Source organism: Luteibacter sp. dw_328 (genome assembly GCF_018449605.1).
Taxonomy (GTDB): domain Bacteria; phylum Pseudomonadota; class Gammaproteobacteria; order Xanthomonadales; family Rhodanobacteraceae; genus Luteibacter.
Genome location: NZ_JAAVUW010000007.1, coordinates 139,206 through 153,830 on the forward strand (window position 1 = coordinate 139,206; position 14,625 = coordinate 153,830).

The 14,625-nt window shown below is 64.1% G+C and carries 14 protein-coding genes; 7 read left to right on the plus strand and 7 right to left on the minus strand.

Annotated elements, in window-relative coordinates; all coding sequences use genetic code 11:
- Window positions 1-460 precede the first annotated feature (460 nt).
- A complete protein-coding gene (yjjJ, locus tag HB634_RS17445; protein ID WP_255548671.1) occupies window positions 461-1,870 on the plus strand; it encodes a type II toxin-antitoxin system HipA family toxin YjjJ in 1,410 nt (469 codons plus the stop codon).
- A gap of 54 nt (window positions 1,871-1,924) precedes the next feature.
- Here yjjJ and HB634_RS17450 read toward each other — a convergent pair whose 3' ends face one another.
- The 3 genes from HB634_RS17450 to HB634_RS17460 form a co-directional block, all read right to left on the minus strand.
- Window positions 1,925-2,764 (minus strand): restriction endonuclease, encoded by an 840-nt coding sequence (locus HB634_RS17450; protein WP_213949521.1) that lies wholly within the window; start codon window positions 2,762-2,764, stop codon window positions 1,925-1,927.
- An 11-nt stretch (window positions 2,765-2,775) separates the two neighbouring features.
- Complete coding sequence (locus tag HB634_RS17455) at window positions 2,776-3,585, minus strand: restriction endonuclease (RefSeq protein WP_213949522.1); 810 nt, start codon at window positions 3,583-3,585, stop codon at window positions 2,776-2,778.
- A gap of 175 nt (window positions 3,586-3,760) precedes the next feature.
- Window positions 3,761-4,663, minus strand: a complete 903-nt coding sequence (locus tag HB634_RS17460; RefSeq protein ID WP_255548672.1) for an AraC family transcriptional regulator — start codon at window positions 4,661-4,663, stop codon at window positions 3,761-3,763.
- Between the two features lie 136 nt (window positions 4,664-4,799).
- On the opposite strand from HB634_RS17460, the gene HB634_RS17465 reads away from it, so the two are divergent.
- From HB634_RS17465 to HB634_RS17475, 3 genes are all read left to right on the plus strand, one after another.
- The gene (locus HB634_RS17465) at window positions 4,800-5,543 is read left to right on the plus strand and encodes an SDR family oxidoreductase (protein ID WP_213949523.1); all 744 of its coding nucleotides are present in this window, start codon (window positions 4,800-4,802) and stop codon (window positions 5,541-5,543) included.
- A gap of 85 nt (window positions 5,544-5,628) precedes the next feature.
- Window positions 5,629-6,966, plus strand: coding sequence for a lysozyme inhibitor LprI family protein (locus HB634_RS17470; RefSeq protein WP_213949524.1), 1,338 nt, complete (start codon window positions 5,629-5,631; stop codon window positions 6,964-6,966).
- A 35-nt stretch (window positions 6,967-7,001) separates the two neighbouring features.
- On the plus strand, window positions 7,002-7,481 hold the full coding sequence (locus HB634_RS17475; protein WP_213949525.1) for a PH domain-containing protein: 480 nt from the start codon (window positions 7,002-7,004) through the stop codon (window positions 7,479-7,481).
- A gap of 130 nt (window positions 7,482-7,611) precedes the next feature.
- On the opposite strand, the gene cycA is transcribed toward HB634_RS17475, so the two are convergent.
- The 3 genes from cycA to HB634_RS17490 form a co-directional block, all read right to left on the minus strand.
- Window positions 7,612-8,988 (minus strand): D-serine/D-alanine/glycine transporter, encoded by a 1,377-nt coding sequence (gene cycA, locus HB634_RS17480; RefSeq protein ID WP_255548683.1) that lies wholly within the window; start codon window positions 8,986-8,988, stop codon window positions 7,612-7,614.
- A gap of 162 nt (window positions 8,989-9,150) precedes the next feature.
- Complete coding sequence (locus HB634_RS17485) at window positions 9,151-10,524, minus strand: hypothetical protein (RefSeq protein WP_213949527.1); 1,374 nt, start codon at window positions 10,522-10,524, stop codon at window positions 9,151-9,153.
- A 281-nt stretch (window positions 10,525-10,805) separates the two neighbouring features.
- Window positions 10,806-11,867: an aldo/keto reductase gene (locus HB634_RS17490; protein ID WP_213949528.1), complete on the minus strand. Its 1,062-nt coding sequence runs from the start codon at window positions 11,865-11,867 to the stop codon at window positions 10,806-10,808.
- Window positions 11,868-11,978: 111 nt separating this feature from the next.
- Here HB634_RS17490 and HB634_RS17495 point away from each other — a divergent pair, with 111 nt between their 5' ends.
- The 3 genes from HB634_RS17495 to HB634_RS17505 all read left to right on the plus strand — a co-directional run bounded on the left by HB634_RS17495 (window position 11,979) and on the right by HB634_RS17505 (window position 14,121).
- The gene (locus tag HB634_RS17495; RefSeq protein ID WP_255548673.1) at window positions 11,979-12,902 is read left to right on the plus strand and encodes a LysR family transcriptional regulator; all 924 of its coding nucleotides are present in this window, start codon (window positions 11,979-11,981) and stop codon (window positions 12,900-12,902) included.
- Window positions 12,899-13,282 (plus strand): nuclear transport factor 2 family protein, encoded by a 384-nt coding sequence (locus tag HB634_RS17500; RefSeq protein WP_063573692.1) that lies wholly within the window; start codon window positions 12,899-12,901, stop codon window positions 13,280-13,282. The genes HB634_RS17495 and HB634_RS17500 overlap by 4 nt, the downstream gene beginning before the upstream one ends.
- Window positions 13,283-13,359: 77 nt before the next feature.
- Window positions 13,360-14,121, plus strand: coding sequence for a tetratricopeptide repeat protein (locus HB634_RS17505; protein ID WP_213949530.1), 762 nt, complete (start codon window positions 13,360-13,362; stop codon window positions 14,119-14,121).
- Window positions 14,122-14,156: 35 nt separating this feature from the next.
- On the opposite strand, the gene HB634_RS17510 is transcribed toward HB634_RS17505, so the two are convergent.
- Window positions 14,157-14,510 (minus strand): response regulator, encoded by a 354-nt coding sequence (locus tag HB634_RS17510; RefSeq protein ID WP_213949531.1) that lies wholly within the window; start codon window positions 14,508-14,510, stop codon window positions 14,157-14,159.
- Between the last annotated feature and the right edge of the window lie 115 nt (window positions 14,511-14,625).

Consider the following 14,625-nt stretch of genomic DNA (forward strand, 5'->3'; position numbering starts at 1 on the left):
TCGGGGCATCGAGGGCGGTCAGTAGGCGGGTTATGGGATGGGGCTCATTCCGGAATGGGATGAGTGGGGACGGGCGCGCCCGACAATCGCCACGCCTTGCGCTGATACCGGTCGGATGGCGTCGTCAGGATGATGGACGGCCCGACTGACTGGCTATTCTTGGAGTCCTCTTATGGAAGCAGCGTCCAATCGCTCCCTAACGAGTTTGCCCTCGATCGGCTGGGCGAGGGCATCGAGCGCCGTATTCAACCGCTGGTGGACCGAATATCGGATGTCGACGGGTTCACGTGCAGAGTCAACGGCTACGGCTTCTGCGGCAAGTTGAACTGATGGGCATTTGCGATACCCGACGCCTCTTAGCCTCAAGCCGCGGCAGAAATGCAGCATCAGCAAAAATCGCCATATAAATCTATTCATATGACCCATGTTGATCTGAGTAAGTCATTGAAATAGCTAATCGTTGACTTATAAAATCTATTCAAGTATCTATTCAATCATGCCCGCCCAAGTAGACCGCTCCGGACCTCTCTTTGACGCCCTCCGCCTGCGAGGACCTTCGAGCGCGCGCGATTTGGGCCTTGCGCTGGGGGTAAGTCAGCCGACGATTTCGCGCATGCTCACTGAGGTTGGCGACCGCGTGGCCAAGATAGGCCGGGGCCGCCGCACTCGTTACGCCGCGCTACGAGACGTACGGGGTCTTGGCACAACATGGCCGTTGTTTCGAATCGATGCGCATGGGCGACCACACGACTTCGGCAGCCTGACTTCGCTTTATGGCGCTGGCAGCCTCGTCTCGTCACCAGAACCGGTCGATTGGCTTCGCGATGATTTCGTGGATGGACTGTTCCCCGGGGTGCCGTGGTTTCTCGACGACCAGCGGCCACAAGGCTTCCTCGGTCGACAGTTTGCCCAACGCTGGTCTCGCGAACTTGGACTCCCGGCGGACATCCTTCGTTGGAACGATGATGCGGTGCTCGCCGCCTTCGTGCTGCACGGAGAAGACGGGCCTGGAGACTTTGTACTCGGCGAAGGAGCTCTTGCACGTGCTCTGCAGTCTGAACCCGAAGTCACGCCTCGTGCGTCCCGAACGCATCGCTACGCAGAACTCGCGGTCGCTGCCCTTGCAGGCGAATCGGTAGGTTCGTCCGCTGCCGGCGAGCAACCCAAGTTCACCACAACCGTCGACGACGGCGACGAACATCTGCGCCACGTCATCGTCAAGTTCAGTGAGCCGGTCGACAACCATCCGGCTGCACGGCGGTGGGCCGATCTCCTTATCTGCGAACATCTCGCCAGCGAGCTGCTCGCCGAACAGGGAAATGACAGCGCTCGTACCGATCTGGTCTGGTCTCAGGGACGACTCTGCCTCGAAGTGACTCGTTTCGATCGCGTGGGAGCGTACGGAAGGCGTGGGTGCGTAACACTCGCCGCATGGAGCGATGCGCATGACGGAGAACGCGACGACTGGCCGAGCGCCACACTGCGAATGCAGCAGGGCGGTTGGGTGAACAACGATACCCAGCAACAGGTCCGACAGCGCTGGTGGTTCGGGCGCATGATCGCGAATACGGACATGCATTTCGGAAACCTGAGTTTCTTCCTCGACGACACGTTGCCGCTTCGCGTCACTCCCAGCTACGACATGCTGCCGATGCTATACAGGCCGGCCAGCACGGGTGAGGTCGTCGCGCGTCAGTTCCAGCCGCCTGCACCGACACCTTCTGATCTGCCGTACTGGACAACAGCAGCTGCGTGGGCTGAGATCTACTGGAAGCGTGTGGCCGAGCGGACGGAGATCAGCGACGATTTTCGGCAGATCGCGGTAGCCAACCATTCGGCGGTCGCTCGAGCGCGTGCGCGATTCGCCTAAGGCGATCGATGAGGTCGACGACGCCTTGCGAGGCGGTTGCCCCGGCTTAGCGTCTCAAGGCAGCGACGGCGTCGTCTTCTCGAGAATCCGCATCGATTCGGCGTTCTTCCTGTCCCACTCCTCCGCCTCTTTCTTGCTGAGCTTCGTAAAGGCAGGCGGCGACTGAGGGGATGGCGGGGCGGTTGCCTCGCCGCTGGGCGTGCTGCCCACGGCGCCGGCGGCTGCATAAGGAACCGCTCTCACCACGACGGGCGCAGGTCGCGCGGTTGGCGCTCGCTGGGTGGCGGGGACAATGGATGAGGTCATGCTCCGGAACACGGCGGGGATGACGACGTAGTAGCCGAGTACAGCTATCCCGGCTGTCAGCATTGCCGCGGCTAGCATGGCTACAGGCATCCGGTTGCGCCGCGTCCACGACGGACCCGTTGGCTTCGCACCGGCCATGGATGAAAGCACGTCATCGGCCCAATACGTCGTCGGCAAATCTCCCGTTTCCGCGAGCATGTGCCGTAGCGCTACACCGTCGATCAATTCGATCTGCGGAAACTCAGCGGCTGCGGCGATGGCGGCGGCACTGAACGATCCCGTGATAACGACAATCGCCCGCGTGGCATGCTGCGTGTGCATCACGCCGATCAACTCGTGAACGACGTTATGCGTCACTTCGAAGAAGTTCACCCGTTTGCACTGCACGACGATGTATTCACCGTCACGGAAGAGCTTGAGGTCGATGCCACCGTCGAATGTCTTCCGCGACGTTTGTACCCCCGTCCCCGAGTGCTCGGCCCGATAGCCTCGTGCCGCGTAGTGCCGCGCCATCAGGCGTTCGAATTCGTCCCACGGCATGCTGGCCAGGGGATCGGCGTGGCGGAACCTTGCCTTCCTGTGTCCCATCGCAGGCGGTCTTACTGATCTTTGATGGCAGTGGCGATCGGCTTCTTGTCGTCGAGGGAAGCGACGATTTCACGTTCCCTGGCGGCGTCGTGGACCACGGGCGGGTGCGTCCGCATCGCTTCGACTGCCCTCAGACCAGATCTCAGCCCCGGGAGTACGGAGGGTAGCGAGGCGACCGGCTGTTGCTCGGTGGCCACGGGCTTCCGTGACTCGAGCAACCTCGCCATCTGCGCCTGCTGGATCTCGTGAATGTAGAACGTGTAGAGCATCACCAGGGCACCCGCCATCACGACGACGGCAGCGACAGCGGCCACGGCCGATGCGCGATCGATTCTCGCCTGGCGAGTATGCGTGTGCCGGACGGGCGGTCTTGCCGCGCCCGACCATGCAGGGAACTCGGGCGAGGCAGGCGCTTCGCCGATGGGCTCCGCGACCGGCCCGAGCATGGCCCGTATGGTCTTTCCGTCGATCAGCCGGATATGCCGGAACTTCACCGCGGCCTCCATGGCTGCGGTGGTGAATTCGCCCGAGGTGACGACTATCGCGCCCGTGGCCCCGACGGTATGCATCACGCCGATGAGTTGGTGCACGTCGTTGTGCGGCACCTGGAAGGAGTTCCAGTGCTTGCACTGGACGACGATGAGTTCCTGGTCGCGGTGGAGCTTGAGATCGATGCCGCCGTCCGGGAGGTTGCCCTCGCCGGCGCCGGTGTGTTCGACGCGATAGCCCTGTCGTCGGAAGTGCTCGGCCACCAGGTGTTCGAATGCTCCCCAAGTGAGCCGGCTCAGCGCATCGTCGTGACGATGGCGAACGGACTTCATGCCGGGCCTCATCGGCGCGACTCCTCTAGGTACGGCATCGAGTGGCGCCCATGGGCGCCGGGTAGGACTTCCATGACTTCCCCCTGTGATTTCCCAACGCGACGCCGCCCCCCGGCGGGTCCTTGGGACTCGGGGAATATAGCGGGGTTTCGTGTGGATTTCTGTAGGCCGTTTCCTACAACGCCCTGACCCCATGGCGCCGCGCATCGGCAATGATCCGCGCCGCATCCTGGGTGGGCGGCAGGCCGAAGGCACGCGCGTATTCGCGGCTGAACTGGGTGGGGCTTTCGTAGCCCACCTCCATCGCGACGGAAGTGACGTTGCCGGCGCCGCCTAACAGGAGCTTCCTCGACTGCAGGAGCCGGAGGCGCTTTTGGTACTGCAAGGGGCTGAGCGCGGTGGCCGCCTTGAAGTGACGATGGAAGGCGGACGAGCTCATGGCCGCACGCTCGGCAAGCGACTCGACGCGTAACGGCAGGGCAAATTCCTGCCGTATCCATTGGATGGCCTTCCCGATACGAGCCAGGGCGCTATCGGGCGCGGCGATGTCGCTCAGCATCCATCCGAGGGGGCCCTGGAGCACGCGGTAGAGGATTTCGCGCTCATACGCGGGCGCGAGTGCGGGAATGTCTTCCGGGTGCCGCACGAGGCGCAACATCCGCACCCAGGCATCCATCAACGCCGGGGTGACCGCGGCGACCTCGAAAGCCGAGACGCCGCGACTGTCCGGTGACGGTGGTGGAAGATCGGTCAGCAGCGTCGCGAGCACGGTGGGATCGAGTGTGAGGCTGACCGCGAGATACGGGTCCCCTTGTTCCGACGGCCGAACGGCGCCGACGGCAGGCAGTTCGACTGACATGACGAAGTACGTCGCGGGGTCGTAGTGCAGCGTGCGATCGCCGACGGTCATCGACTTTCCGCCCTGCAGGATCAGGTTGATCATAGGCTCGTAGACCGCTGCGAGCTGATGCTGCGGGATCACGCCCTGGACCATGGCCACGCGCGGAATGCCCGTCTCCGTCAGGCGATTCCGGGCGCCCGCCGCCAGGGCTCTCAATTCCTGCAATGCGTCTTTCATGCCTCATGGTAGCGGGAGACGGGGCGGCATCCGGAGCGGTTGGGAGGATTGGGCAGGTATGGAGCAGGAACGGGTGCGAAGCGTATCGCTGCGACTTCTAAGGTGGATCTCTACCCACTACAGCGAGTTTCCACGCATGAAAGTCATCGTCATCACGGGCGGCAGTCGCGGCATCGGCGCCAGCGCCGCCATCCAGTGCGCCGAGCAGGGCATGGGCATCATCCTGACGTACAAGAGTCAGCCGGAAGCGGCCGCTTCGGTCGTTCAACGGATCCAAGCGCTGGGTGGCAAGGCGGTCGCCCTCCCGCTGGACGTATCGGATGCCAACAGCTTTGCAGCGTTTCGCGAGACCGTCCGCGACACGCTTGCCTCCGCATGGGGAAGCCGTTCCCTTGCCGGGCTGGTAAACAATGCGGGGTACGGCCTTTTCAATCCGCTGGAGAGCGTGACGCACGAGCAGTTCGACGGCCTGATGAACGTGCACCTGAAAGGACCGTTCTTCCTCACCCAGGCGCTGCTTCCCCTGCTTGCCGACGGCGCGAGCATCGTGAATCTGACGAGTGCCACCACCCGTGTCGCTACGGCTGGCGTGGCGCCCTATGCCGCCTTCAAGGGTGGTCTCGAGGTGCTGACGCGCTACATGGCGAAGGAATTCGGTGAGCGTCGGATCCGCGCCAACGCGGTCTCGCCGGGAGCCATCCGCACCGAACTCGGCGGCGGTCTCAACGCGGAGTTCGAGGCGATGCTCGCGGGGCAGACGGCACTCGGCCGGGTCGGTGAGCCGGACGACGTGGGTCGTGTGATCGCGAGCCTGTTGTCCGGCGCGAGCGGCTGGATCAACGCGCAATCGATCGAAGTCGCTGGTGGCTACAACGTCTGATGTAAGCCAAACCCTTGGCGCCACCTTCGGTTTTGTTCAAGATGCAGGCACTGCCGCTCCCCGCCGGCAAGACGAAGGACCGCCTGTGTTCAGGAAATTACGAGTCGCCAGCGTCGCGGTGCTTCTTGTTGCGCCGCTGGTAGCCCATGCCGCCGGCTTCGACTGCGCCAAGGCGCGCACGCCCAGCGAGAAGGCCGTCTGCGCCTCGCCGAAACTCTCGGCGCTGGACGGCAAGCTGGCCGATGTCTTCCTCACGGCACTGAAGAATCACCCCGACAAGGCGGACGCCCTCAAGCTGGACCAACGTCACTGGCTGGCCAGTCGCGACGACTCGGCGTGGACGTACCTCAGCGGCGACCTCGGCAAGCAGCTGCCAGACTTCCTGGCCGGGCAGTACAAGCAGCGCATCGACTTCCTTGCGGGCCTGGATGCCGGCAAGCCAAAGGCGCCGCTCACGGTTGTTTCGGATGCACTGCCGAAGCTGCCATCAGGCTCCCGTGACATCCTCAATGACCTGAAGAAGCAGGGCGCCCCGATCGCGCTGGCTGAAGAGGTGGAAATGAAGGACGTATCCGCCTTCCCTTATCAGGCGGACAACGCGCTGAAGAAGGCCATCACCGAGCTCGAAGAGAGCCCCAACAACCGCGTCCTCGCCGGCGCGCCCTTCAGCTCCGCGTACGCGATGGGTGGCACCGCGCACTGCCTCACCGAGGCGCCATACCGCATCGATGGGAAGAAAGCGTTCGCCATCGACGGGCCACCGGTCTGGGGGGACGATTGCATGACGGACCACCTCGTCGCGAAGCTGGGCGACGACTATGCCGCCATGAACGTCGATATCGGCGATCCCAACCAGCAGTCCATCGAAGCCAGTCGCTGGGCGGGCAAAGGCTTTGGACCAGCAGAGGATCTGATCCTGCGTTTCGACCACGCATTGAAGCTCGATAGCTCGGCGTGTGCACCGAAGCAGTCGCCGTGCGACGAATTCGGTACGGCGGCCATGACTTATGTGGCGAAGTACGACCGCAATCCGCAGGGAGGTACGCTGGATCGTGCCCTGAAGGGTAGCGAGAGAGCCGCCTATGACGCCGCGGTCGCGCGTGCAAAGGCGCCGGGCGGTATCGCCTCGAAGGGCGACTCACCGACGCTTCCGGACTTCGGCAGCGATGGCCTCGCCGTGGGTTCGATGACCGGCTACGACAGCGAAGCGACGATGTTTCCGTTCACCTTCCGCGGCGAGACACTGCTCGGCTATATCGGCCACGGCCATGTGGGCTGGCGCGCCAACGACGACTGGATGGTTTCGGCGTGGCGGTTGAAGAACGGCCAGTTGGAGCCGGTCGCGTCGGCGTACGTGAATGTGGTGCGCGGTAGCCTGCTGTTGTCGGCACCCGTGCCGGCATCGCCGCCTGTGACGCATTGACCGGGATGTTTGGCATGTCGACGTTTTCAACAAGCATGTCGCCCCACGTCCGTTGGCTGGGACTGACGACGGTAGCGATTCTTGTCGTTGCCCTGGTCATCCTGTTCGGGCGCGATGCGGGGCAATCGGCCGGCCCGTACCTGGGCGGCGTGCTCGTGCTGATTCTCGGTGGCACCTACCTGGTTTCCACGCGCGAGTACGAGATTTCCAACGGCCGGCTGGTCGTGCAGAAGGTGCTGGGTAGCAAGTCGTTCGAGCTGCGCGGCGCGTCGGTAAGCCGCGACGCCCTCGCGTTCCAGGGCATGACGCGCGTGTTCGGAAACGGCGGCTTCTTCGCCTTCGACGGACTGTTCTATTCCCGCCGGATTGGCTTCGTGCGCAGTTATGCGCGCAATCGCGATAACGGCGTGGTGGTGGTGCTGGCCGGTGGGAGCAAGCTGGTCCTGTCGCCGGACCAGCCCGATGCCTTCATCACCGCGGCGCTGGCGCAGGGAGCGGTGCTGTCCGCACCCTGAGGGTTCGATCTCGCACTGCTCGGTAGGAGCCGATTCATCGGCGATAGGGTGCTTGCGACAACCCTGCCCGCTGCCGCGGGATCGCCGATGAATCGGCTCCTACAAAATCAGGCCGCGTGCGTCGATTACGTTACGCGCGACGGCGGCGCAACGCGTAGCCGATTCCCAGGATGGCAAACCATACCGGGCTCGCGATGAGTGCCTTGCGCGTATCGTCTTCCAATGCCAGCAGTACCAGCACGAAGGCGAAGAAAACCAGACAGACCCAGCACATGAACACGCCGCCGGGCATCTTGTAGCTCGACACCGCATGCAGTTCGGGACGCTTGCGGCGATACGCGATGTACGCGGCGAGGATGAGCGACCAGACGAACATGAAGAGGATCGCGGCCAGCGTCGTCACCAGGGTGAACGCGGTGACGAGGTCGGGAATGACGTACACCAGCGTGGCGCCGCCGAGCAGGCAGATGCACGAGAACAGCAGGCCGCGCGAGGGTACCGCCGCCTTCGACAGGCGCTTGAACGCGGACGGCGCGTGGTCTTCTTCGGCGAGGCCGTACAGCATGCGGCTGGTGGAGAAGATGCCGCTGTTCGCGGACGACGTGGCCGAGGTGAGCACCACGAAGTTGATCAGGCTCGCCGCCGCGGGAATGCCGGCCAGCACGAACAGCTCGACGAACGGGCTCTTGCCCGGCAGGACCTCGCGCCACGGGGTCACCGACATGATGACGACCAGGGCCAGGACGTAGAACAGGATGATGCGCACGGGGATCGAGTTGATCGCCTTGGGCAGATTGCGCTCCGGATCGGCCGTTTCGGCGGCCGTGGTGCCGACCAGTTCGATACCGACGAAGGCGAACACGGCAATCTGGAAGCCGGCGAAGAATCCGCCCAGGCCGGTCGGGAACATGCCGCCGTCATTCCACAGGTTGCTCAGGGAGGCCACGTGGCCGTTCGGCGAATGGAAACTCCAGGCCACCATGCCGAAGCCGCAGACGATAAGCGCGCAGATGGCGATGATCTTGATCAGCGCGAACCAGAACTCCAGCTCACCGAAGAGCTTCACCGTGGTGAGGTTGAGCACCAGCAGCAGGATCACGCAGAGCAGGGCGGGTATCCATGGCGCAAGGCCGGGAAACCAGAATTGCGCGTACGAGGAGATGGCGATCACGTCCGCGATGGCGGTGATGATCCAGCAGAACCAGTACGTCCACCCGCAGAAGAACCCGGCCCAGGGACCGAGCAGGTCGGTGGAGAAGTCGATGAACGACTTGTAGTCCAGGTTGGAGAGCAGCAGCTCGCCCATCGCGCGCATGACGAAGAACAGCATCACGCCGATGATCAGGTAAACGAAAAGGATGGACGGCCCAGCCAGGCTGATCGTCTTGCCCGAGCCCATGAACAGGCCGGTACCGATGGCGCCGCCGATGGCAATCAGCTGCAGGTGTCGGTTCGACAGGCTACGCCTGAGGTGCTGTTCGGGTGGCGATTCCTGCGGGTGCGACATCGGCGGTGGCTCGATCGGGACGGAAGAACGGAACATACGGGGGTGGCCGCCATCCGGCAAGGCTAGCGACCGCATCGCTCGCCCGGTAGGAGCCGATTCATCGGCGATCCCGAGGTAGCGGGCCAGTTCGATGCAAGCACCCGTTCGCCGATGAAACGGCTCCTACATGGCGGCGGTGTTGCACTGGCTTGGTGGTTTGGCGAAAACATGCTGTTGCTGCCAGCCGTAGTCGTAAACGACGGTGCCGATGCTGAAGCAGGGGCCGAGCGCATCACGTGGCAGCTGCAGCAGCTCGCCATCGACGATGTAGCGCTGGTAGAGCGGCGCGATGTCGCCACCACCTTCGGCGGCGACGGCAGCGATCAAGGTGGGGCCCCGGTCCCGGGTGGCGCTCATCGTGGCCGGTTCGGCGTCCATCCTGCGGAGCGCATCCGCCAGGTCCTTTCGGCCCTGGGTCGCCCCTTTCATTCGCGCATCGACCAGCCAGGCGAAGAGCTCGCCACGCGCGGCGGGCAGGCTTTGCATCTCGCGAATACGGTCGTAGTCCTCGACTACCCGCGCGTTCGACACGCGCCGGAGGGGCGATCCACCGTACGCGCCGAGCGTTCGATCTACGTGCTGGGCGAACGTGACGTTGTCGAGCATGCCCTCTGCACGAAGCACACGGGCCACGCGATAGGCGTTGAAGCCCTGGGTAAACCACGCGTTGGACGTGTCTGCCGCCGGGTCATTCGCCGCCGCCAGACTGCGCAGTACCTCGGACAGCCAGCCTCGCGCAGGATCCTCGTGAGAAAGAAACACCGTTGCTGATGACCCGCCGGCGCTGCTGCCCTGGCCTCCGCCTGCATTGAAAGTCGTCAGGTTCACCGTCAGTTGCGTGGAGCCGTTGTCGCTGTGGGTGCCATGGAGGTTTGCACTGCTGCGCAATGCACTCAACAAGGAGGCCATCTGTGTGGCGATCGCGTCAGTTTCTTGCTGGCGAGTGCCGATGGAACTGATGCGCAATGTGGTCGTTCCGATCGGGCGCGTGGTCGAGTAGAGGTCACGCGAAGCCAGGATGGACGTATACGCAAGATCCCCTGTGGTCAGCGTGTCGTTTGCCAGGGCCGTGGAGGCACGCCAACCGGAGGGCAATGCGATCGTTGCGGTTGCCTCCCGCGTCGCGGGACCTCTCGGAATGGCAAGGAAGATCGCGCCATACGAGAACACTGCGCCGTTAGGGCGCATGACCTTTTCCCAGGCCACCCAGTCGGGAGCGGAGATGGGCTCGGGCGTCGGGGTTCGCCACGCAAGCACGATGTCCGTGCCGGGTGTGGCTGTTACCCGCCAGCGGCCGGCCACTGAGGTGTCGAGTTGGCCGCGCTCAGCATGCACCTCGGCCGGAGGTTGCTTCGGTGGATCGAAGTCGACGGTGCCATCGTCGCCGGTGCGCACGCTAGCCCGGACGGTGATGCCTCCGACGGTGTTTTCTTTCACGTCGAGGCCGATGTCGTAATGCACCGGGGGTGGTTCGTTCGCGTGGGCGAGTGCTGTCATGCCGCCTGTTGCGATCAGAAAAACCCACACCCGCTTCGATATGCCTGCCATAGCCGCTCCTTGTGGTCGGGGGCGGCGTTGCAAGGGGTGGGCCAAGGGAGAGTCGTTGGCAAGGCCGGATCTCGTCAACCATGGGTGTGTCCGCGGACGTATCCCGTGGACACCCCGGACGCGCATCCCCTTGCTCGGTAGGAGCCGATTTATCGGCGATCCCGCGGCAGCGGGCAACGTTACCGCGAGCACCCGTTCGCCGATGAATCGGCTCCTACAGAAGAACGCACCTATGCGCGGGTGATGTTGGCGCCGCCGCGGACGGTGTCGTGTACGCGCGGCAGGAACGAGTGCGGGAAGATCGGGCTGATGGCGCTGGCTTCGTCGAGTTTGCGGATCTGTTCGTCGGTGAAGGTGACTTCCAGGGCGGCGAGGTTTTCTTCGAACTGTGCGGCGGTGCGTGCACCGAGGATCGGGATGATCGTCGGCGCTTGCTTCGCGAGCAGCCAGGCGATGGCGGTCTGCGCCGGGGTATGCCCCACGTCTTCCGCGACAGCTTTCAGTGCATCGACGATGTCGAGGTTGTGCTCGCTCAGCGAGCCCATGCCAGCGGCGACGGCCGCGCGGCCTCCGTTGAACATGTCGCCACCCTTATGCTTTTCGATGTCCGCGCGCGAGTACTTGCCCGACAGCACGCCGCTGCCCAGCGGCGACCACGCCAGCACGCCGAGGCCGAGTTCCTGTGCCATCGGCAGGAGGTCGTGCTCCACCGTGCGCTCGATGAGGCTGTGCTCGATCTGCAGCGCGACCAGCGGCGCCCAGCCGCGGAGGTCGGCCAGTGTCTGCATGCGGGCGATCTGCCAGGCCGGGGTATCGGAGATGCCGGCGTAGACGATCTTGCCGCTGCGGACGAGGTCGTCGAACGCGCGCATGATTTCCTCGACCGGCACCAGGCCGTCCCACACGTGCAGGTAGTAGAGGTCGATGTAGTCGGTGTCGAGGCGGCGCAGGCTGTCTTCGACCGCCCGAACCATGTTGCGGCGATGGTTGCCGGAGGCATTGGCGTTGGTGGGATCGGTCGTCAGCGAGTACTTGGTCGCGATCACCGCGTGGTCGCGGCGGCCGGCGAGGAACTTGCCGAGCAGGGTTTCCGATGTGCCGCCGGTATAGAAGTTGGCGGTGTCGATGAAATTGCCGCCGCGTTCCATGTAGGTGTCGAGCATGGTGCGGGACTCGGTCTCGCCGGCACCCCAGCCCCATTCCTCGCCGAAGGTCATCGTGCCCAGCGAGACGGGGCTGACGCGCAGGCCGGAGCGGCCGAGGGTGATGTAGTCGTTCAGGCGCTTGCTCATGGGGGCGTACTCCGTGGAGGGATGCCGCCAACGATAGGCTCGCGATTGCCCCTGGATAAACGGGCTATCAGGGGATAGGCTTTGAAGTACTGCTTCATAATGGACGCTGCGATGCCGCCCGAGCTGCTGCCCGCGATTTCCGCCTTTGCCCGTGTCGCTCACCACGAGAGCTTTACGCGCGCGGCCCGGGAACTGGGCGTGTCGCCCTCGGCCCTCTCACAGACCGTCCGCACACTGGAGGGGCGTCTGGGTGTGCGCCTGCTCGACCGCACGACCCGGCGGGTCGGTGTGACCGAAATAGGGCGCCGGTTCCTGGCCGAGGCGCAGACCGGCCTGACCGCCATTGCCCGGGCCGTGGATGCCGTGGACGAGTCGCGAGAGGCGCCCGCCGGCGTGTTGCGCATCAACCTGTCGCGCGTGGTGGCGGACCTCGTGGTCATGCCTCACCTAGGCCAGTTCATGGACACCTATCCGGACGTGGTCGTGGAGCTGCACTGCGACAACCGCTTCAAGGACCTCATCGCGGGCGGCTTCGACGCAGGCTTTCGCCTGGGCGAAAGCCTGGCTAACGATGTGGTCGCCGTGCCCATCGGCGGGCCGCACCGGCTGGCGAGCTTCGCCTCGGCGGCCTATCTGGCCCGTCACGGCGTGCCGCGCACGCCGGCCGACCTGCTTGCCCATCGTTGCGCGTGCATTCGCCTGGACCAGGAGCGCAGCCTGATGCGCTGGGATTTCGAGCAGGACGGCCGTCTCATCGAGGTCGAGGCCACGCCGTCGATGATCAGCAACGATGCCGACCTGCTGATCGAGGGAGCCCGGCAGGGCGTCGGCATCGGTTGCCACTTCGAGGAACTGGTCCGGCCCGACCTCGACAGCGGCCGGCTGCTGCCCGTGCTGGAAGCCTTCTGGCCTACGTTCAGCGCTTTCCATCTGTACTATCCCAGCCGTGTGCACGTGCCGCGCAAGCTGCGCGTGTTCATCGACTTTTTCCGCGAACGCCACGTTTCGACACCACCCAGGAATCCGCGACCATGATCGACGCCGCACGCCACGCTCTCATCGATGCCTATATCGACGCGTACAACCACTTCGACATCGATCGCATGCTGGCCCTGGTCACGGACGACGTGCGCTTCGAGCACCACACCGGCGACGAACTGAGTGTGGCGACCAACGGCAAGGCCGAGCTGGAAAAGCTGGCCCGCGTGGGCGCGGCGTTGTTCGCCTCGCGCCATCAGAAGCTGTTGAAGATGCACGAGGAAGGCACCGTCGTCATCGCGACGATCGAATTCCACGGTGAGATCGCCGAGGACATCCCCGATGGTCCGGGTGCCGGCAGCATCATCGAGATGCAGGGCACCTCGGAATTCGGTTTCCACAACGGCAAGATCAACCGCATCATCGATCGCGGATGAGCCGTGATTTCTTGCTGAAAGCCTGCCGACAGGTGCGTTTCCCAAGCTTTGCCTCATCGAAAATGAGGGTGCCTGCGATGTTCACGGTCTGGAAGCGCGCCGCGGTTGCGTGTGTGGTGGTGTCGCTTGCCGCCTGTGCGGCAGCGCTTCCTCCGAGGGAGACGCCGCAGTCGGAGAAGCCGGTCAAGTTGAATTCCGACGACAAGGAAGTGGGCGACGGCATCAGCATGATCAAGGCCGGGAAGCCGCAGGCGGCGATCGACGGCCCCCTGGCGGATGTCGTGACCCGGCTGGAGAAGCAATACGCGAACAGCCCCGACCAGATCTATTCCGCTCGCGGACCGGCGCTGACCCTGGACTATGCGGCCCTCGCGACCGGTGACAAGAAACACCCGGCAACCGGCAAGCGTGTACTCAACATCGGCCCGGCCTGGGCGATGGCGTATTGGGCGCGCGGGTATGCCTATGGCGACCTCGGCCGCTTTCCGGAAGCCGATGTCGAATTGAACAAGGCGCTGCAGTTATCGCCGAAGGATTCGCAGTTCCTGGGCGAGCTGGCGTTCGTGAACCAGCGCCAGGGTCGCTACGACGACTCGTACAAGCTCTATCGTGCGGCGATCCGGAACATCGATCTCATGGATACCTGGCAGGACGCCGAGAAGAACGATTTCCTGTGCCGGGCGCATACCGGGCAGGGATTCGATCTGCTGCAGCTGAAGCGTTACGACGACGCAACGAAAGCCTACCAGGCCTGCCTGAAACTGAAGCCCGACGACGCCAAGGCCAAGGCTGGGTTGGATGAGGTTCGTGGGGTCAAGGTTGCGGTGGGCGCGAAGTAGGGCTGCCGCAAGTACCCATCACCCCGCGACAATCCTCAGGCAGCCACGTCCCGAAGCGCCGCCAACAACGCCTTCCGGTCATACGGCTTGGCCAGGTAACCCATGCTCGCCTGCAGCCACGCATGCTGCTCCTTGGCCTCGCCCGACGTCACCAGCACGTTCATGTCGGCGTGACGTGTGGCGAGCTCCTGCCCGGAAATTCCTCCCGGCATGCGCACGTCGGTGAACAGTACGTCGGCCTTGCCGGTTTCGAGCCAGCGTTCCGCTTCATCGCCGCTGGAGGCGGTGTGCACGGTCATGCCCGCGTCCTCGAGGATCATCGCGGAGATCTCGCGGATGGCGGGATCATCCTCGACAAGGAGAACGAAGAGGGGTTTATCTTGGGTCATGGAAGGGCACTTCACGAGGTAATCGATGATGTTATCGGCGACGCAAATAACGGGTTCGGTGTGAACCCGGCGTCAACGGACCCGGTATGCCGTGTGCTATTCCCTTGCTTACGGC